Origin of the sequence: Rhodococcus sp. GXMU-t2271, assembly GCF_041414735.1 — a bacterium.
Taxonomy (GTDB): Bacteria; Actinomycetota; Actinomycetes; order Mycobacteriales; family Mycobacteriaceae; genus Rhodococcus; species Rhodococcus indonesiensis.
This window is the reverse complement of sequence record NZ_JAUIZP010000048.1, coordinates 24,353-44,337: the sequence shown is the minus strand read 5'-3', so window position 1 is coordinate 44,337 and position 19,985 is coordinate 24,353. Positions and strand designations below refer to the sequence as shown.

At 71.9% G+C, this 19,985-nt stretch carries 15 protein-coding genes; 6 read left to right on the top strand and 9 right to left on the bottom strand.

The genetic code is table 11. The features are described 5' to 3' along the window. Positions 1–58 precede the first annotated feature (58 nt). A complete protein-coding gene (locus QYS60_RS18460; protein ID WP_003936233.1) occupies positions 59–217 on the top strand; it encodes a hypothetical protein in 159 nt (52 codons plus the stop codon). A 27-nt stretch (positions 218–244) separates the two neighbouring features. On the opposite strand, the gene QYS60_RS18455 is transcribed toward QYS60_RS18460, so the two are convergent. Continuing rightward, a complete protein-coding gene (locus QYS60_RS18455; protein ID WP_371383878.1) occupies positions 245–730 on the bottom strand; it encodes a hypothetical protein in 486 nt (161 codons plus the stop codon). Beyond that, entirely contained in the window at positions 727–1,584 is an 858-nt protein-coding gene (locus QYS60_RS18450; RefSeq protein WP_003936231.1) for a ParA family protein, read from the bottom strand. The genes QYS60_RS18455 and QYS60_RS18450 overlap by 4 nt, the downstream gene beginning before the upstream one ends. A 114-nt stretch (positions 1,585–1,698) precedes the next feature. Between QYS60_RS18450 and QYS60_RS18445 the strand changes: the two genes are divergently transcribed. Then, the gene (locus tag QYS60_RS18445) at positions 1,699–3,234 is read left to right on the top strand and encodes a hypothetical protein (RefSeq protein ID WP_371383877.1); all 1,536 of its coding nucleotides are present in this window, start codon (positions 1,699–1,701) and stop codon (positions 3,232–3,234) included. 69 nt (positions 3,235–3,303) lie between these two features. Then, positions 3,304–4,284 carry a hypothetical protein gene (locus tag QYS60_RS18440; RefSeq protein WP_371383876.1) on the top strand — a complete coding sequence of 327 codons (981 nt, stop codon included), beginning with the start codon at positions 3,304–3,306 and terminating at the stop codon, positions 4,282–4,284. Between the two features lie 25 nt (positions 4,285–4,309). Here QYS60_RS18440 and QYS60_RS18435 read toward each other — a convergent pair whose 3' ends face one another. Then, a complete protein-coding gene (locus QYS60_RS18435; RefSeq protein ID WP_371383875.1) occupies positions 4,310–4,978 on the bottom strand; it encodes an HAD family hydrolase in 669 nt (222 codons plus the stop codon). A gap of 171 nt (positions 4,979–5,149) precedes the next feature. Between QYS60_RS18435 and QYS60_RS18430 the strand changes: the two genes are divergently transcribed. After that, a complete protein-coding gene (locus tag QYS60_RS18430; protein ID WP_371383874.1) occupies positions 5,150–6,205 on the top strand; it encodes a TIGR03842 family LLM class F420-dependent oxidoreductase in 1,056 nt (351 codons plus the stop codon). Positions 6,206–6,335: 130 nt separating this feature from the next. Beyond that, entirely contained in the window at positions 6,336–7,475 is a 1,140-nt protein-coding gene (locus tag QYS60_RS18425; RefSeq protein ID WP_371383892.1) for a patatin-like phospholipase family protein, read from the top strand. 9 nt (positions 7,476–7,484) lie between these two features. Here the strand turns inward: QYS60_RS18425 and QYS60_RS18420 are convergent, their stop codons facing one another. From QYS60_RS18420 to QYS60_RS18395, 6 genes are all read right to left on the bottom strand, one after another. Continuing rightward, on the bottom strand, positions 7,485–8,117 hold the full coding sequence (locus tag QYS60_RS18420; protein ID WP_371383873.1) for a hypothetical protein: 633 nt from the start codon (positions 8,115–8,117) through the stop codon (positions 7,485–7,487). Beyond that, a complete protein-coding gene (locus QYS60_RS18415; protein ID WP_003936224.1) occupies positions 8,117–9,169 on the bottom strand; it encodes a zinc-dependent alcohol dehydrogenase family protein in 1,053 nt (350 codons plus the stop codon). Before QYS60_RS18415 ends, QYS60_RS18420 begins: the two co-directional genes overlap by 1 nt. A 120-nt stretch (positions 9,170–9,289) precedes the next feature. After that, positions 9,290–9,736, bottom strand: coding sequence for a hypothetical protein (locus tag QYS60_RS18410; RefSeq protein ID WP_371383872.1), 447 nt, complete (start codon positions 9,734–9,736; stop codon positions 9,290–9,292). Positions 9,737–9,893: 157 nt separating this feature from the next. Continuing rightward, entirely contained in the window at positions 9,894–11,072 is a 1,179-nt protein-coding gene (locus QYS60_RS18405) for a hypothetical protein (RefSeq protein ID WP_371383871.1), read from the bottom strand. 70 nt (positions 11,073–11,142) lie between these two features. Next, positions 11,143–12,990 carry an acyl-CoA thioester hydrolase/BAAT C-terminal domain-containing protein gene (locus QYS60_RS18400; protein WP_371383870.1) on the bottom strand — a complete coding sequence of 616 codons (1,848 nt, stop codon included), beginning with the start codon at positions 12,988–12,990 and terminating at the stop codon, positions 11,143–11,145. 53 nt (positions 12,991–13,043) lie between these two features. After that, on the bottom strand, positions 13,044–13,496 hold the full coding sequence (locus tag QYS60_RS18395; RefSeq protein WP_003936219.1) for a GyrI-like domain-containing protein: 453 nt from the start codon (positions 13,494–13,496) through the stop codon (positions 13,044–13,046). 803 nt (positions 13,497–14,299) lie between these two features. Here QYS60_RS18395 and QYS60_RS18390 point away from each other — a divergent pair. Then, a complete protein-coding gene (locus QYS60_RS18390) occupies positions 14,300–19,783 on the top strand; it encodes a carboxyl transferase domain-containing protein (protein ID WP_371383891.1) in 5,484 nt (1,827 codons plus the stop codon). Positions 19,784–19,985 lie beyond the last annotated feature (202 nt).

Sequence of the window (19,985 nt, the reverse complement as noted above, 5' to 3'; positions counted from 1 at the left end):
TACGTCCCGCATCCGTGCCACGGTGGAGGCGGATATCTCTTCCAGGAGGTGCAACACCATGGAGCACACCCAGCAGAACAGCGCCGCCCAGGAATGCCCGGACTGCCATGCGCTCGCCGCGGACCTCGCGGCGCACAAGCAATGGCACTCCCGGGTCGTTCACGACCTGGCCCTCGCCGTCGAGAAGGAAGTCGATCGACGGACCCGGACACCCTGACCGGGACCGCTCCCCTGCCCGGTTGCGTCAGCGGAAGGCGTCGCCCTTCGTCGTGAGCGCCCTGACCCGTTCGACGATCCTGTCCTGCAACTTCTTCGGCGTGCGCCAGCGCATGGCGAGGCGGTCGTAGTCCATCGCGTGCTCGGCGACGATGTCCTTGAGCTGCTCGACGTCGAGGGGCGCGAGCTTCTCGCGCAGGCCGGTCTCGCCGCCGTCGCGGAACGCGGCGAACGGATCGAAGGGCCCCGGGGCGCGTTTGCCGCGCCGCGCGGCGGGGGTCTTCCGCGGTGCCGGGGCCGCGGGCGTCGGCGTCTCTCCCGTCGCGGCGAGCGCCGAGGCGAGAGCATGCGCGAACCGCGGGGTGCGGGCGGCCTCGTCGGCGATCACCTGCACCAGCCGCACCAGGGCGGTCGCGGCGGCGGGGCTCGAGTCCTGCAGTCGCAGCAGCGCGGCGCTCGCCTCCCCGATCTGCAGGCGCAGGCGGGCCGCGTCGCGGTCGACGGGGCCGGTCACAGCAGCACCTGTGCGTTCATCAGGACGTCCTCGGTCAGCATGCGCAGGGCGTCGAACTGCCCGGAGTTGCCGTACTTGCGTTTGAGGGTGCCGTACGGGACGAACTCCGCGGACTGCGCGATCTGGTTGGCTTCGGGGATCCACGCCGGCACGACGTTCGCGATCCGCTCGTCGCGCTGCAGCTGTTCGATGATGCTGCGGTGCAGGTTCGACGCACTGCGGTACTTGGTGATGACGAGCCCGATCTCGCGGATGGGGTGCCCCGTCCGGTCGGCGAACGCCCGGACCCGGGTCTGCAGCTGGGGAATGCCGTAGGTCGACAGGATGTCCGGGATGGTGGGGACGAGGTAGCCGTTCGCGAGCCGCAGGCCGTTCTGGGTGAGCATGCCGAGGTTGGGCGGGCAGTCGACGAGGATGTAGTCGTACCGGTCGGCGATCGGGGTGATCGCGTGCAGCAGCACCTCGAGGGGCCGGGTGGACTTCGGGTCGGCGTACTGCTGGTGGCTCAGTCCCTCCTGGATGTCCATCAGATCCAGCGACGAGGCGAGCAGGTCGACGTTCTTCACGGCGCGCACGGGTGAGACGTTCCGCTGGAGGGCCTTCTCGATGTCGAAGACGGGGGCGTCGGGGTCGACGGCGCCGCGGAACAGCGTGGCGAGGGTGCGGTCGAGCTGGTTCAGCTCCTGCCAGCGCTCCTCCCCGATCATCATCGTCGTGAGGTTGGTCTGCGGGTCCAGGTCGATCAGCAGCACCCGCTGCCCGAACTCGGCGGACATGAACTCCGCCAGGGCCGCCGTCGTCGTGGTCTTGCCGACGCCGCCCTTCAGATTGATCGTCGCGATCACCCGCGCCACACCACACCCCCTCGCTACTCGTTCGCTCAGCAAAGTACACCGGGACCCGGACGAATCCGGCGCCGGGCACCCGCGCACCCCCTAGATTCGAGGCAGTCGGCGACGGGAGGCCGCGTGCGCGAGGGACAGTGGAGGCGCTGGTGGCCACTCGCGGCCGCGGCAGCGCTCGTCGTGCTGCTCGCGGCGACGAACGCGGTCCCGACGTGGCCGGGGCTGATCCACCTGGTGGCGCTGCCCCCGCTGGACCAGTTCGCCGACCTGCGGCTCCTACTGTCGCGGGCGCCGTCGTGGCCGGTGTTCCTGGTGTTGCTCGCCGCGGTGGCCGCAGCGCGGGTCGCGCTCATGGCGTGGTTGCTGGGCGGTCTCGATGCCCGCCGCCTGCGGTTCGCGGCCCTGTTCTACACGGTCACGTTCGGCCCGGTGCTGGTGGCGGCGTTCGCCGACGCCGCCGCCTACGCCGTCCTGTACTCCCGGCTGTTCTGGCCGGCCGTCGCACTGGTCGGGGTGCTGGTGCTGACGCCCGGTCCGGTTCCGTGGCAGGGCACCGTACGGCTGCGGGTAGCGCTCGCACTGACCTGGCGGCGGGGGCTGCGCGTCGAGGTGCTGGTGCCGTACTGCGCGGTGGTCCTGGCGCTGGGCGCCGTGGCCGAACGGATCCCTGCCCTGACGGTGCCGCTCGTCCCGGTCTCGGCCGTCGCGACCGGCCTGGCGATCCGGGCGATGCACCGCCCGGCGCTGCGCCGGCCCGGGGCGGCCCTGAGCGCGTTCGCCGCGGCGCTGGTCGCCGCATCGATCGTGTTCGTCGCGACCCGCGGGTACGACGAGCCGGAACCCGGCCCGCCGCAGGCGGGTTCACTGCTGATCCTGTCGGGAATCAATTCGGCGTCGGGCCGGGGCGCGATCCACGCAACGGACATCCACCGCCTCGGCTACACCTGCGAGCAGGTGTACTACTTCTCCTACGCCGGGCCGGGCGACGGGCAGCCGCAGCGCGACGCGACGTGCCCGATCCGCACGGGCGCCCCCTACGGGCCGAGCGATACCCAGCGGCCGTTCCAGGAACAGGTCGATCTGTTCGTCGAGCAGGCGTCCGGGCTGCCCCGCCCGCTGGTGGTGGCCGCGCATTCGCACGCGGTGTGGGTGGTGTGGGAGGCCGTCGCCACCGGACGGGTCGAGGTCGACGCCCTGCTGCTCGTCGGCCCGTTTCCGAGCACCCCGACCGGCTACCCGCCGCCCGGTGTGAACCAGCCCGGCCGCGTCTTCGCCGACCTGCTGCGCCTCGCCGCACCGGCCACCGACCTCGTCCGGTTCCACTTCGACCCGGAAACTCCGGCCGCGCGGGAACTGCTCGGCACGGCGGGAGCCGCGGAATCCGTCCTCGCCCGGCCGCTTCCCGGGGCGGTGCGGGCCTCGAGCCTGCCCTCGGCCACCGATCTGCCGCTGATGCCGGACGGCCGGGAGCTCGACGTCGAGCGCAACGAGTGTCCCGCCCGCGTCGCCCACCCGTACCTGCCCAAGTCGGCGGCCTTCGAGGACGCGACCATCCGCTTCCTGAACGGCCGGCCTCCCCCACCCTGCCCGCCGTGGCGGGACTGGGGTGCCGTGCTCGTGCGACCGTTCGGGGTGCCGGCCGGGCAGGCCCTGCGATGATCCCGAATCCCCGGCGACGATCGCCGCCGGGGGGGGATATTCGGAGGAGACCACCACCACGGAGTACCCATGACACTGCTTCCCCGCCCCGGTCTGTCGGCGATCGTGACGGTTGCCGCCGCCGCACTCCTGTCCGTGTCGATGCCGCCGAACGCCCTGGCCTTCGCGCCCGACATCCACGGGAGCATCCTGCGCGCAGCGCTGCCCCCAGCCACCGCCGGCGGGGGCGTCGACGATCCGGCGCTGGCCGAGATCACCGGAAGTCTCCTCACCGGCACCGGCAACGAAGGCAGCGACCTGTTCCAGGGCGACGCCTTCCGGCACTTCGACAACGCCGCGCGGCCGGCGGACGTCTGCGACCGTGCCCGGGACGCGTGGAACTTCTTCGTGCCCGCCGTGATCGCCGGCGCGCAACCGGCCGGCCCGCCGGAGTTCCGCACCACCGCGAACGGCTTCGGCGCCCGCAGCGCCTTCGGCGGCCTGACGCACGCCCTCGCCGACTTCTACTCCCACTCGAACTGGGCCGAGCTGGCCGTCGCCGCGAACCGGGCGCCGGGGCTCGCCCCGCTCTTCCCGACGTGCGATCCCACCGCCCTTCCGGCCGGCCTGCACACCGGGTTCTTCGAGCTGACCCCGGCGAACGGTCTCGACGGCTGCCCGAGCGGACCACCCTCTCCCCCGGCCGGGTCGTCCGTGCCGCCGAGCGAGGGCCCGCCCGCCCCGCCTGCCCCGTTCGAGGAGTGTCACCTGACCCTGAACAAGGACGATCCGGGCACGCTCCGCGGTCGTGAGCCAGTCCCCGGATATCCCGGCACGACGTATCACCAGCTCGCGGTGCAGCTCGCCGTCGAACACACCACCGCGCTGTATCGGGAGGTCCGTGGTCTCGTCGCCGGTTCCGTCCCCGCCGGTGTCGACGGAGAATGCGTCGCCGACAACCTGTTCCGGGCCGCCCAATTCGCGCCCTGCGCGGCCCCGAATCCTGCTTCCGTTCTCCCCGAACGTGTTTCGGGCCAGCCGGTCGGCGTTGCGCCGAGTCCGCCGGCATAGGGGACACCGGTCCGGCCTCCGTCCCTCATCTCATCGCTGCCACCGCGGCCGGGGTGAGACCGTCCAAGCCGGGCAGCACCAGCCCTGCGAGGGCGAGCGCATCCGGGTCGGGCGGGTACCGGGGATGGGGAATCGCGATCACCCGCATGCCGGCCGCCGCCGCCGACCGCAGCCCGTTGCTGGAATCCTCCACCGCCGCACACCGAGCCGGGTTCGTCCCGAGTCGCTCGGCGACGGTCAGGTAGATGTCGGGGGCCGGCTTCCCCCGCGCCACCCCTTCCGTGGACAGCGCCACCGCGAACGCATCCCCCAGTGCCGCGGCGTCGAGCACGGCCTCGATCAGGGCCTGCGGGGACGAACTGGCCAGGCCGAGGGGCCACCGCGCCGCGATCGCGCGCACCGCCTCGACCGCACCGGGGATCAGCGGCAGCCGGTCGGCGTAGCCGGCGCCCATGCGCTCGATGACCAGTGCCGCCACGTCGTCGGGCGGAAGGTCGACACCGAGACCCTCGCTGAGATACCTCGCCCACTCCGGGGTGCTCATGCCCATCAACCGGCTCTGCGTGTCGTCGGCCCAGCGACCCCCGTACTCGGCCACGACCTGCCGGCGCACCTGTTCCCACAGCGGTTCGGAGTCGATCAGCACCCCGTCCAGGTCGAACACCACCGCTTCCACACCATCGTTGTCGGACACAGGCCCAGTCTCGGCCACCCCCGCCCGTCGGCAGGACACCGACACGCAGACGATCGGCGGCGCGCCGCGGGTCGGGTGGCCCGCGATCCCCGAACCCGCCGAGTGCCGGACACCCGAGGTGTTGCGCGCGCAGAATCGGATCCGACATGCAACCGCGGCGGGAGGAGGCCCGTGGACATCGGAGTGGTATTCCAGTGCAATCCGCCGGCGGCGCGGGTCGTGGAGCTGGCCCGGCAGGCGGAGACGCACGGCTTCTCCCACGTCTGGACGTTCGACTCGCACCTGCTGTGGCAGGAGCCGTACGTCGTCCACAGCATGATCCTCGCGGCGACGCGCACGGTGACGGTGGGGCCGATGGTGACGAATCCGGCGACCCGCGACTGGACGGTCACGGCCTCGACCTTCGCCACGCTCAACGGCATGTTCGGCAACCGCACCGTCTGCGGAATCGGCCGCGGCGATTCGGCGGTGCGCACCCTCGGCGGCGCGCCGGCGAGGCTGGCGACGCTCCGCGACGCGATCGAGGTCATCCGCGAGCTCGGCAACGGCCGCGAGGCCCGCGTTCGGGATACGACGGTGCGCTTCCCGTGGGCGGAGTCGTCGTCACTCGAGGTGTGGGTGGCCGGGTACGGTCCGAAGGCGCTCGATCTGATCGGCCGGGTGGCCGACGGATTCATCCTGCAACTCGCAGATCCGGAGATCGCGAAGTGGACGATCACGCGGGTCCGCGCGGCCGCCGAGGCGGCCGGTCGCGACCCGGCGGCGGTGACGATCTGCGCGGCGGCACCCGCCTATGTGACGGACGGATCCGCCACGGCCCTGACGCATGCCCGCGAGCAGTGCCGCTGGTTCGGTGGGATGGTCGGGAATCACGCCGCGGACCTCGTGGCGCGGTACGGCACCGACAGCGACGTGCCGGAGGCGCTCACCCGCTACGTCGCCGGGCGTTCCGGGTACGACTACAACGAGCACGGCCGCGCCGGGAACCCGCACGCGGAGTTCGTGCCCGACGAGATCGTCGACCGCTTCTGCATCGTCGGCGCCGCGGACGAGCACCTGAACCGGCTGCGGGAACTGGACGAGATCGGGGTGGACCAGTTCGCCGTGTACCTGCAGCACGACGCGAAGACGTCGACCCTCGAGGCATACGGGGAGACCGTGATCCCGGGGCTCGCGCCGCGGCCGGCCGCGACGACCGCCGAGCGAGCGAATCGTTCGCCCGGATAGCCGGCACGTCCGCCCGATGCGACCGTCGCTCGGCTTCTGCGGATCACGCGATCGGCACCGCACCGGCGCGTATCGTTCTGCGATGTATGCACGTCGTGAGGGGACGACCGTGAGCGAAACCGTAGGGCTGGTGGTGTCCGGAGCGGGCGCCCGGGGGGCGTACGAGGCCGGGGCGATCGCGTCGCTGCTGCCGCACCTGCCGAGGTCCGAGCGCCCGCCGATTCTGGTGGGAACCAGCGCCGGCGCGCTGAACGTCGTCGGACTGGCCGCCTTCGCCGGGGACGGGTACAAGTCCGCCACCCACAAGATCGTGAGCCTGTGGTCGACGGTGGGACTGGACGACGTCTTCGGACCCGTCGGCACGCTCGTCGGCACCGGCCTGCGTTACCTCGCTCAGGCCGCCGGCCTGGACGTCACGCTGCCGAGCCTTCTCGACACCGAACGCATGCACGACATGCTGGCATCTCTCATCTGCTGGGAGGACCTGCACGCCAACATCCGCAGCGGGGCCGTCGGGGCGGTCGCGGTGACGGCCACCTCCGTCGCCACCCGCGGCACCGTGATCTTCGTCGAGAAGCACCCATCGGTGCCGCTGCCCGACTACGACGAACATCGCAACATCAGCTACGTCGAGACGGAGCTGTCCGTCGAGCACGTGTTGGCATCGGCGGCGGTGCCGGTGCTGTTCCGGCCCGTCCGGGTCACCGAACCGGCGGCGTGGGCGGGCTGGTACGTCGACGGTGGTCTGCAGCTCAACACGCCGTTGAAGCCGGCTCTCGCCCTCGGCGCGGACACCCTCGGAGTCGTCGCGACCCAGCCGCGGCACTGGATAGAACGGCCCGCCGCCGAACTCGCGCCCGGCGACGACGAGCCGCCCGACGTGTTCGGTGCCGCCGCACTGGTCCTGCGCGCCGTCCTCTCGGACCGCATGATCGAGGACCTGCACCAGCTCGAGGTCCGCAACGACCGGCTGATGCGCATCCGCGCAGCCGGCGTGGACAGCGCGGAGGTGACCTCGGACCGGGAGATCGAGGTCCGGTTCGCGGGTCCGTCGCTAGAGCAGGCCTACGACCTCGGCAGGCTCGCCTACGACATCTACCGGGAGAAGGGCGCGGGGGTGGGCGGTCTGCGCCATCCCTGGCTGTCGGTGCTGGGCCGACTCGTGGGAGGAACCCGCGAGGACCACGGCGACCTGCTGAGCTTCCTGCTCTTCGACCCGGACTTCACCTCCGCCGCAGCCGAACTCGGGCTCGCGGCAACGCACGAATAGCCGCGGGGGTCACCAGGCCAGGGATGCGATGGTGCGCAGCATCTTCCGGCCCATGACGAATGTGATCGGTTCCATCAGCGTCGGGCCGAACGCGAGCCGGCTCCCGAGCGACGGACCGTGACGTCCCCGGCCGTGTTCGACCAGGCGGGTGCCGCCGTCCGGACCCGGACACAGGTGGAACGACCACAGGAAGGCGTCGCCGGTCTGTTCCGTCGCGCCGTGCAGGACGAGTGCGCGGTCCGGTTCGAGCAGCGCGACGGTGAGCGGCGGGGCCTTCGGGTGCTGACGGATCGGGTCGCCGACGGCGAGATGCTGCAGGTCCGGGACGATCTCGGTGGCGTTGGTGATGCGGCAGCCGATGAGGTTCTCGAGGCCCTCGTAGCTGTAGAAGCCGCCGCGGCCCTGGCCGATCTGCACGATCCACGGCCACACCCGCTCCGGCGGCGCGTCGACCGTGACGGCGCGGGTGAAGCCCCAGTCCGGTGCGGGGACCAGGTCGTCGCCCGGGTACTGCGCGGCCACCTCCCCGGCGGTGGCGCCCCAGGTGGTGCGCCACCGCCGCAAGGGCCGGGTGGTGAGCAGGTGGAACGCGATGAGCAGAGCACCACCCACCGAATCGGACAGCGAGCGCAGCCGCCCCATCAGTCTCCCGGCTTCGCCGTCAGCAGCACCTTGAGCGCACCGGTCTCGGCGGCCCGGCCGAACACGTCGTAGGCCTCCTCGAACTCGTCGAGGGTGAACCGGTGGGTGATCATCGGCGAGGTGTCGAGCTTGCCGCTGCGGACCAGACCGATCAGCGTCGGGGTCGAATGCGTGTCGACGAGCCCGGTGGTGATGGTGAGGTCCTTGATCCAGATGCTCTCGAGGTGCAGCGTGGCCGGCGCTCCGTGGACGCCGATGTTGGCGACGTGGCCGCCCGGCCGCACCAGCTCGACGGCCTGCTCGAACGTCGCCGGGACGCCGACGGCCTCCATGGTGACGTCGGCGCCGAGACCGTCCGTGAGGTCGCGGACGACGGCGGCGACGTCGTCGCGGCCGGGGTTGAGAGCCAGGTCGGCGCCGAGTTCGCGGGCCGCCTCGAGCCGGCTGTCGGCGAGGTCGACCGCGACGACGTGGCTCGGGCTCAGCAGCCGGGTGGCGAGGATCGCGGCGAGGCCGATCGGGCCGGCACCGACGATGACGACGACGTCGGCGGGACGCACGCATCCGTTGAGCACGCCGACCTCGTAGGAGGTGGGCAGGATGTCGGCGAGCATGAGCATCTGCTCGTCGCTCACCCCCTCGGGCACACGGTGGGTCGAGTTGTCGGCGAACGGCACTCGCACGAGTTCGGCCTGGGTGCCGTCGACGAGATGGCCGAGGATCCAGCCACCGCCGCCGAGGCACTGGCCGTAGCGGCCCTCGCGGCAGAAGCGGCAGCGGCCGCACGAGGTGATGCACGAGACGAGGACCCGGTCGCCGGGTGCGAGGTTCTGCACGCTCGGCCCGACCTCGACGACGGTGCCGACGGCCTCGTGGCCGAGGATGCGCCCGTCGGTGACCTCGGGGACGTCGCCGCCGAGGATGTGCAGGTCGGTACCGCAGATGGTGACCGCGTCGACGCGGACGATCGCGTCGGTGGGGTCCGTGATTCGGGGGTCGGGGACGTCCTCCCAGGAGCGCTTGCCCGGACCGTGGAACACCAGTGCCTTCATTGGTTCGGCCCTTTCGCCGATCGGTGGGTGCCGGTTTCAGCGTCCCATCGTTCGGGCGGGTTGGGAACGGGCCGTTGGACCTCTGTCCGGTGACGGGATGTCACATCGTCGCCGCGTGGCTCAGTGGCCGGGGACGACCAGCCGGTCGGCGCCGGGGTTCGGTTCGACCCGGGCGTCGGGGGTGCCGTACCCGTCGACCTCGACAACGGGTGCGCGGTCGACGGCGGCGCGGACGACGGCACCGTCGGACATGAAGACGATCAGGCCCTGACCCGTGGTCTGCGGGAGGTTCTCCCACACGGTGCCGGTCAGGCCGAGGTCCCGGTTGATCGAGCTCATCAGCAGGGGCATCGAGAAGCGGTACATGCGGTCCCACGACCCCGGCGGCAGCCCGGCGCCGTCGGCGACGGCGGCCAGGGTGCGGGGTTCGCCGCTCAGCAGGACCGCGTCGAACTCCGCTTCGAGGATCGGGTCGTCCTGCACCCGGACCGTGTCGGCGGCCCCACCGCACCCGGCGACGACGAACATCGTCGCCACCAGGGCGATCCCCGCCGCGTACGCCGGCACCGTCGACCTCCACGCCCTGCGCAGCACCGGTCACCCCCAATCGATTTCGCCCGAGAACGCGTGAAAGCTACAGCACCGGGCGCGCAAGGAGCAGGGCCGTCGGGCCACGTCGGAACGGTCGACGAGAAGGGCTGTGACCGCTGACAATCCGGCGGGTCTACTCCCGCGCGGTGAGCTCGGCGATGTCGCCGTGCAGCTCCGACCGCAGCGAACCCATCAGCTCCGCGGCGATCCCGAACTGATCGCCGACGAAGTGGGTGTTGTCGGCCGAGAGCTCCCGCGCACCCGAGCGGCCGATGAGGGAGTCGATCCGCTCGTCGAGGCTGGCGGTGCGGGCCTCGACCTCGGCGGTGCGCAGCTGCATCTCGGCGACGGTGAGCAGCTCGCCGATACGCGCCAGGGCCGCCACCCGGTCGAGGAGCTGGTCCCACACCGGTTCGAGTGCGGCGATGCGCGCGTCGACGGCCGCGCGAGCCGACGGCGCCGCGCGGCGGGCGTCGGCGAGTTCGGCGAGCAGACCGCGCAGCGTGACGGCGTCGACGGCGATCTGGGTCAGCTCGTCCGCGAGATCGAGCTGGGACCGCTGCACCGCGAGATGCTCGGACCGCCACGCGGTGGAGCCTTCGATGCGGTCGTAGAGGGTGCCGGCCAGGAAGAGCAGGGTGTCGTACCGGTCGACGAAGTGGTCGTCGTCGCCGGGCACCTGCCGGCCGAGGGCGTCGGCGGCGCGGCGTCCCGCGGAGGCCGCGGCGGTGCCGTCGGACCAGCGCGTCACGCGGTCCACGGCCACGCCGAGCACGGCACCGCGCACCTGGTCGGCCATCTTCTCGGGGACGGGCGCGGGTGTGTGCTGCAGCGCCGCGAACAGGGCGTCGCGCTGGTGCGGGTCGAGGTGCACGCCGTCGCGGCGTTCCCGCCGCACGGCCCGCACGCCCTGCGCGTAGTGACGGCCGGAGACGGTGAGCGTGTAGTGGGCGTTGCGCAGCCGCTTGGCCAGCTCCCCCGCCCGGTACTCGAACACCAGCCGGGCGGCTCCGGGGCGCAGGTCGGCGGCCCGCGCCGTGAGGCGGGCGTGCTCGTCCGTGAGGTGCCGCAGCGCCCCGAACCCGCCGAGGGTGGGCAGGCCGCGGCCGATCCGGCGGCGCCGGGCCAGGATGTCGCGGGTCCCGTCGTCGAGACGGCCGGCCGCCAGGCAGAGGGCGGCCGCGTCCGACAGCGGGGCGTGCCGGCCGTCGAGACGGTGCTGCTCGCACCAGCGGCGCACCTGCGCGGCCATCCGCTCGCGGCGCTGCTCGGCCGGTTCGAACCCGACCGGGAACTGTGGGGCGTCGGACATCGGGACCTCCTCGTGGCCTCCGGACCTCTCCACTGTTCCAGAAATCCGGGAGGCGCGACGGAGGCGCCGGTCAGGCGAGGAATTCGGTGACAGCGTCGACTGCGGCGCGCTGGGCCCGCCCCTGCCCGGCCGGGGTGCCACCGAAGGCGATGCCGCCGGTCCACTGGGCGTCGCCGGGGAACATGCCGAGACGGATGAGGTGGCCGGCGTCGTCGACGGACAGGTGCCGGTCGCGGCCGTCGCCGCGACGGGCGAGCAGCGCCTCGGCCATGTCGGTGGAGGGCCACAGCTGGTCGTCGGTGCCGGTGATGCACAGGATCGGGGCGTCGACCTTCTCGGCCCGCAGGTGGGCGGGATCGGGTGCGTCGCGCAGTCCCGCGCTGTAGGCGACGGACAGGCGCAGCAGCGACGGCCGGTGCCGGGCGACGTCGCGGCCGGCGCGCCAGGCGTTGCGGATCATCTGCGGCATCAACGCGGAGCTGGGCAGCGGCGCCCAGGGCTGGGCCTCACCGCCGAGGGTCCACGACGGGGTGTCCGGGATCTCGCCGTCCGGCCCGAGTCCCTGCCACGCGACGGAGCTGGGACTGATCAGCACCAGCGCCCGCAGCGGCGTGCCGTCGGCGGCAACGGCGGCGAGGAGCCCCTCGGCTCCCCGGGAGATGCCCATGGCGGCGACGCTGCCGATCTCGGGCACGCCGGCGAGGTGGCGCAGCGCCCCGGTGAAACGCTCGAGCGGCACCTCGGCGACCTCGGAGTTCTCGTCGAGCCACGAGTAGGCGAGGGCGACGTGGCCGTGCGAGGCGAGGACGGCGACGGTGGCGCGCTGGGAGTCGACGCCGCCCTCGGAGCCGCCGACGCACAGCACCGCCGGCCATCCGCGGGGCGGCGTCGGGCCGTCCGGCCGGGCGAGCAGACCCGGGCGGCCGTCGACGTCGACGTCCTCGACGGTCACTCCCGGTGCGGCGTCGGCGCGGATCACGGTGCGGCGCGCGGTGTGGGAACCTTCGGTGACGGTGAGCGTGACCGACCACCGGCCGGGTGGGGGGACGAACAGGTCGGGTACGCGGTCGGGTTCGTCGAACCGCATGTCCCACAACGGTTCGTCGACCACGTCGACACTGCCCTCGTAGGTGCGGCTGGATCGCCACCGGGCGCCGAACATGTCGGCGCCCTCCGCGGTGACGGTGATCGTCGCGTCGGGCCGCGATCCGGCGACGGTGAGGCGGAACGGTTCGTCGTGCCGGGACTGCCGCGGTGCGACGAGGTGGACGCGGGCCGAGTCGAGGTCCGGCGGTGGTGCGGCCGGGGATTCGGGTTGGGGGTGCGGGTTGGCGGTGGCGGCGAGCGCGGAGTTCGTGTCGAACCACTTGGGAAACAGGGCCGAGACCAGCCCGGCCGCGCCCAGGACGACGAACGGGACGACCCAGTACCCGACGACGGACAGCGCGTCGGTCTCGTCGCGGACGGTGGCGTCTCCGTCGACGATCGGTGGGATCAGCGAGGATACGGTCATCACGGCGAAGGCGGCGGCCCACATCCACGTCATCGCGGTGGTGATGTACCGGAATCCGCCAGAGGCTGCGGTTGCGGGATCGACTGTCTCGACGGCGTATTCGCGCACGAAGGGCCGTCCGGCGAGGATGCCGACGAGGACGACGAGCAGCAGTCCGAGGTTGCCGATCGGTTGCAGCCAGCGTTCGAGGACGGCGTCGTCGAGAGTGAGGGTGGCGACGAGCAGCAGCGCGAAGACGACGACGGTACCGACGTCGAGGGAGCGCCACGGCTTTCCGCGCAGGCGCTGCACGAGCGGACCGGCGGCGGCGAGGGCCAGGGCGGCAGCCACGGCGGTGACGAACCCGGTGTTGCCGACGAGGATCCAGTACAGGATCCACGGCGCGAATCCGACGACGAGGGACATTCGCGGATTGTCTCCCGCCGCCGGGACGCGTGGGGTCGCTTCCGCGATACGCCTCAGGACTTCACGGGTACGTAGATCACCGTGCGCACTTCCTCCGCGGGCGTGCCCGGCGGGCTCCAGTACTCCTCCCACGCGGTGCTCAGGTCGAGGTCGTGCCCCTCCCGGGCGGCCCAGGCGGCGAGGGCCTCGTAGGTGTGCTCGAGCGTGTCGTAGGGACCGAGATGGGTCTCGGTCGCGACGTCGCCGGCGGGCAGGTCGACCGGGACCACGTGCCCGTCGCCCTCGATCGGGGTGGCGACCTCGAAGCCGGCGGCTCCGTCGAAGCCGTCCTTGGTGAAGTTGCGGTAGTACGCGAAGGCCGGGCCGGACGGCGGCGTACCCGCGCCGGTGAGGTACTGCTCGACGGCGCCGTACGCCGCGCCGATGTGTTCACCGATGTGGGCCACGTCGGTGTGGAATTCCACGGCGGCCAGGTGCCTGGCCGGTGCGTGCACGATCTCGGGCATGCGTCCTCCCCTGTCGAAGCCTGTGGCCACGATAGGCGACCCACGGCACCGGTTCGTGAACTTTCAGTGGGCCGAATGTGACATCCGGTCGATGTGATCGAACCGGTGTGACATTCGGCCGAACCCGCGAGCGGCGACCGTGACAATCGTCACAGCGGGACGCGGCCCGTGCGCACCTCCCCCGCGGCGGCACGACGGCACCACCGGCCGCCGGCGGATGCCCGTTTCATCCCCTTCGCGGCGTGGATGCCGGTCCGATACTGGGCAATTCGCATAGGCGGGAGGGCTCGCAGGCCCGGCGGCCCGCCGCCCGAAAGATCAACGGCCCTAATGTTACTGCTCGGTGTTACCGGGCGGTATCGGCGAGCGCGACGGGGCAGGAGCGGCGTCACATCCGAATGCGGGCCCGTAAATCGATGCCCGCCAACAGCTTCCGACGAACAACGCCGCGGGAACCGCCGAACTCGGCCTGCGAGGCCACAAAACGTGACAAACCCTCATGTTTCCTTCATGCTGTTAGCGGAAGGATCGTCCCCACCGGGGGGCACTCGGCCGTCGACGACGACGGTCCGCGGGACGAGGCCGACCGCCTGTCCGCCGACTCCCAGGCACCCGCCGGGACAGTCGGCGCACACGTCCGCACGCATACGCCGACACGAGGAGCCGACCGATACATGTTCTTGCTCGCGTTATCAACCCGTGACGCGGGCCTCGGCATCGGTTAACTTTCTTCACTCACTGGCGAGAAGCTTCGACGAGCGTCGCACGAGCGCGCACAAACCTGGAGAACGGTGGCAACGAGTATGTTCAAACGGATCGCGGTGGTCAACCGAGGTGAGGCGGCGGTACGCCTCATCAGAGCAGTCCGGGAGCTCAACTCCGAGCACGACTACGACATCAAGACGATCGCCCTGCACACGGAGGCCGAGCGGCGGGCGATGTTCGTCCGCCAGGCCGACGAGGACGTCACCCTGCGGCCGTCCACCACGGCCGCCACCCCCTACCTCGACCACGCCGAACTCGAGCGCGCCCTCGTCGAGGCCAAGGCCGACGCCGTGTGGGTCGGCTGGGGCTTCGTCGCCGAGGATCCCGCCTTCGCCGAGGTCTGCGCCCGCCTGAACATCACCTTCATCGGCCCGTCGGCCGAGGCCATGCGCCTGCTCGGCGACAAGGTCGAGGCCAAGCTGCTCGCCGAGAAGGTCGGCGTGCCGGTCGCCCCGTGGTCGGGTGGACCGGTCGAGACCCGCGCCGACGCCCGCCGGCACGCGCAGGCCATCGGCTACCCGCTGATCATCAAGGCCCGCTCCGGCGGCGGCGGCCGCGGCATCCGCAAGGTGTACTCCGAGGACGAGCTCGAGCTCGCCCTCGAGCGCACCCAGGGTGAGGCCGAGCGCTCGTTCGGCGACCCCGTGGTGTTCATCGAGCGTCTCGTCACCGACGCCCGCCACGTCGAGGTCCAGGTCATCGCCGACGCGCACGGCAACGTGTGGGCGCCGGGTGTGCGCGACTGCTCCATCCAGCGCAAGAACCAGAAGGTCATCGAGGAGTCGGCCTCGCCGCTGCTGACCAAGGAGCAGGCCGACCACCTGCGCTCGGTCTCCGCCGATCTCGTGCGCGCCGCCGGGTACTGCGGCGCCGGCACCGTCGAGTACCTCTACCAGCCCGACCTGAAGATCTTCACCTTCCTCGAGGTCAACACCCGCCTGCAGGTCGAGCACCCCATCACCGAGGCCACCACCGGCATCGACCTGGTCAAGCTGCAGATCCTCGTGGCGTCCGGCGAGAAGCTGCCCGGCGACTGCCCGCCCGAGTTCGGCCACGCCGTCGAGGCCCGGCTCAACGCCGAGGACGCCGACAACGGCTTCGCCCCCGCCCCCGGCTCCGTGCAGCTGCTCAAGTTCCCGCTCGGCTCCGGCCTGCGCGTCGACACCGGCATCGCCCAGGGCGACGTCATCCCGCCGGACTACGACTCGATGGTCGCCAAGATCATCGCGTGGGGCCGCGACCGCGACGAGGCCCTGGCCCGTCTGCGCACCGCCCTGCGCGAGACCACCGTCGTCCTCGAGGGCGGCACCACCACCAAGTCGTTCCTGCTCGACCTGCTCGACCGCGACGAGGTGATCTCCGCCTCCGCCGACACCGGCTGGCTCGACCGCACCGGCGCCGGCACCGCCACCGGTCCGTCGCGGGTCGCCGACATCGCGCTGATCGCCACGGCCGTCGACGTCTACGACGCCGAGGAGACCCACGAGCGCGCCGCGTTCCTCACCTCCGCCCGCGGCGGCCGCCCCCGCGCCGGGCACTCCGTCGGCCGCAAGGTCGAGCTGAGCTACCAGGGCCAGGCGTACGAGCTGCTCGTCGGGCAGGTCGGCCCGCACCGCTACCGCGTCGACGCCGGCAACGGCGAACTCGAGGTGGACGTCGACCGGCTCGGGCAGTTCGAGTCCCGGCTCGTCCTGGCCGGCCGCCGCCACCACGTCGTCTCGATCGCCGGCGCCACCGGCTACCTCGTCGAGGTCGACGGCATCAGCCACCAGATCAGCCAGGACGAAGCCGGCGTCGTGCGCACTCCCGCGCCCGCCGTCGTCGTCGCCGTGCCGGTCGCGCCCGGCGACGAGGTCGAGGCCGGCCAGACGCTGGTGGTGCTCGAGTCCATGAAGATGGAGACCGCGGTGCGTGCGCCGTTCGCCGGCCGTGTCCGCGAGGTCCTCGCTGTGGTCAACTCGCAGGTCGACGCGGGCACGCCGCTGCTGCGGGTGGATCAGATCGCCGAGGAGACCGTCACCGAGACCGTCGAGCGCGTGCAGTTCCCCGCGCCCGCCGCCGTCGTCACCGGCGACGCCGCCGCCGACGCGCTGGCCCGGCTCGACGCCCTCGAAGCGCTCGTCACCGGCTACGACGTCTCGGGCAAGCGCACCGCCACGCTGCTCGCCGAGTACGACCGGCTGCGCAGCGAGACCGCCGGGAACTGCGACCTGGTGCGAGCCGAGCTGGCCCTGCTCACCACGTTCGCCGACGTGTGCGAGCTCTCGCGCAACCGGCCGACGCAGGACGAGGAGACCGGCGACGAGCGGGTGCACAGCCCCCGCGAGCACTTCCACGGCTACCTGCAGTCCCTCGACGTCGAGGTCGGCGGCCTGCCCGAGAGCTTCCGGGCCCGGCTGGCGCAGGCGCTGCGGCACTACGACGTCACCGAGCTGGACCGCACCCCCGAGCTCGAGGAGGCCGTCTACCGGCTGTTCCTCGCGCAGCAGCGCATCGAGACGCAGGTTCCGGTGGTCTCGGCGCTGCTCGAGCGCTGGCTCGCGGAGACCGAGGGACCGGCCGGCATCTCGCAGGAACTCAACGAGGTCCTCGACCGGCTCATCGTCGCCACCCAGGTGCGCTTCCCCGTCATCGGCGACGCCGCCCGCAACCTGCGTTACCGCCTCTTCGAGGAGCCGGTGATCCGCAAGGTCCGCGAGCAGGTGTACGACGGGGTGCGCGGCAGCCTCGCCCACCTCGCCGACAACCCCGGCGCCGCCGACTACGCGCAGCGGGTCGAGGCCCTCGTGGCCACGCCCGAGCCGCTGATCGACCTGCTCGCGCAGCAGATCGCCCGGCCGGAGACCGTGCCGGGGCCGCTGCTCGAGGTCATCACCCGTCGCGCCTACAAGATCCGCACGCTCGAGCAGGTGCAGTCCGACGTGCGCGGGGGCCGGCAGTTCGTCACCGGCAACTTCGATCTGCGCGGCACCCGCCTGTATCTGATCTCCACCGAGGGCCGGCACGCCGAGCTCGGGGCGGCGCTGGACGTCGTCGAGGAGTCGGCGCGCACCCTGCCCGGCACCGAGAACCTGGTGATCGACCTGTATCTCGCGTGGGACGACGCGCCCGCCGACGCCGACGCGCAGGCCGCGGCGCTGCACACAGTGCTGTCCGAGCGTGCGATCACCGCCTCCGCCCGCCGGGTCACGGTGACGGTGTGCCACACCGACCGCGCCGAGGAGCACGTCTTCACGTTCCGCCCGTTCGAGACCGGGTACGCGGAGGAAACCAACATCCGCGACATGCACCCGCTCACCGGTCAGCGTCTGGACCTGTGGCGACTGAAGAACTTCGTCGGCACCCGCCTGCCGGCGAACCCGGACTCGTACCTGTATCACATTGCGGCGAACGAGAACCCGTCCGACGAGCGGCTCATCGCGCTCGCCGAGGTGCGGGACCTGACCCCGCAGCGCGACGAGACCGGCACGATCGTGGGGCTGCCCGCGTTCGAGCGGGCCCTGTCGAGCTGCCTCGACGCCATCCGCCGGTCGCAGGCCGGGCGCGGCAAGCGCCGCCTCGACGCGAACCGCGTGGTGCTGTTCGTGTGGCCCGAGGTGGACCTGAGCATCGACGACCTCAAGCGGGTCAGCCGTGGGGCGGCCCCGCTCACCGTCGGCGCCGGCCTCGAGGAGATCACCGTCATCGGCTGGTGGCGGGAGACCGCCGACGCCGAGCCCCGCGAGGTGGCCCTGCGGTTCTCGTACCGCTCCGGCGCCGGCGTGGTGGTGCGCGTGACCGATCCGCCGAAGGAGCCGCTGCAGCCGCTCGACGAGTACACCCAGAAGGTGCAGCGCTCGCGGGCCCGCGGCACCGTGTACCCGTACGAGCTGATCCCGCTGCTCACCGGCAGGAACGGCAGCTTCGTCGAGTACGACCTCGACGAGTCCGGTGCCGTGGTGCCGGTGCAGCGCCCGTACGGCCGGAACAAGGCCGGACTCGTCGTCGGACTGGTCACCACCCCGACGCCGCGGTACCCGGAGGGCATGACCCGGGTGGCGTTGTTCGGTGATCCGACGAAGGCGCTCGGCACCGTCGCGGAGGCCGAGTGCGCACGGGTCGTCGCCGCGATCGACCTCGCCGAGCAGCTCGGCGCGCCCGTCGAGTGGTTCGCGCTGTCCTCCGGCGCCACGATCTCGATGGAGTCCGGCACCGAGAACATGGACTGGGTGTCGCGGGCCCTGCGCCGCATCATCACCTTCACCCAGGGCGGCGGCGAGATCAACGTCGTGGTCACGGGCATCAACGTCGGCGCCCAGCCGTACTGGAACGCCGAGGCGACGATGCTCATGCACACCAAGGGCATCCTGGTGATGACCCCGGACAGCGCGATGGTGCTGACCGGCAAGCAGTCCCTCGACTACTCCGGTGGTGTCTCGGCCGAGGACAACTTCGGCATCGGCGGTTACGACCGCGTCATGGGCCCCAACGGTCAGGCGCAGTACTGGGCCCCGAACCTGTCGGCGGCGGTCGAGGTGCTCTTCGGGCACTACGAGCACGCCTACCTCGCCCCGGGCGAGCGGTTCCCCCGCAAGGCCGAGACCGTCGACCCGGTCGACCGCGACGTGCGGGTGTACCCGCACGTGCATCCGTCGAGCGACTTCACGACGGTGGGCGACATCTTCTCCGCGGAGACCAACCCGGACCGCAAGAAGCCGTTCGACATCCGCACGGTGATGCGTGCGGTGGTCGACCAGGACCACCCGGTGCTCGAGCGGTGGGCGGACATGGCCGACGCCGACACGTCGGTGGTGTTCGATGCGCACCTCGGTGGCAACGCGGTGACGGTGATCGGCATCGAGTCCCGCGCGATCTCCCGCAAGGGCTGGTTCCCCACCGACGGACCGGACCAGTGGACCTCGGGCACGCTGTTCCCGAAGTCGTCGAAGAAGACCGCGCGGGCGATCAACGCGGCGAGCGGCAACCGGCCCGTGGTGGTGCTGGCGAACCTGTCCGGGTTCGACGGCTCTCCCGAGTCGCTGCGCAACCTGCAGCTCGAGAACGGCGCCGAGATCGGCCGGGCGATCGTCAATTTCGACGGCCCGATCGTCTTCGTCGTGGTCTCCCGCTACCACGGTGGTGCCTTCGTGGTGTTCTCCGGTGCGTTGAACGAGAACATGGAGGTGCTCGCGGTGGAGGGCTCGTTCGCCTCCGTCCTCGGCGGCGCCCCCGCAGCGGCGGTGGTGTTCACCCGCGACGTCAATGCGCGCACCGCAGCGGATCCCCGGATCACCGAACTCGAGGCGCAGCTCGCTGCGGCCGAGGACGGCGAGAAGGCCCGCTTGCGGGTCGAGCTGGCGACGCAGCGCACCGCGGTGCGGTCGGAGAAGCTCGGTGAGGTGGCTGCGGAGTTCGAGGCCATCCACAACATCCAGCGCGCCCAGCAGGTCGGCTCCGTGCATTCGATCATCCCTGCGGCGGGCCTGCGGCCGGAGATCGTCGCCGCCGTCGAGCGCGGCATGGCGAAGGTGCTCGCGCAGTAGCAGCACGACCCTGAAAGGGCCCCGCACCGATTCTTCGGTGCGGGGCCCTTTCTCATGCCCTGAGGAGCCCGTCAGCGCCTCGTGCCGGCCGTCCCGGTACCTTCTCCGCCCGGGGCGGCTGTGCGACGCCCTGGGGGTATCCGGTCCAGTCGATCCGCTCGCCCATGCCCCCCGGATCAGGGTGGTCCAGCCCGGAAAAACA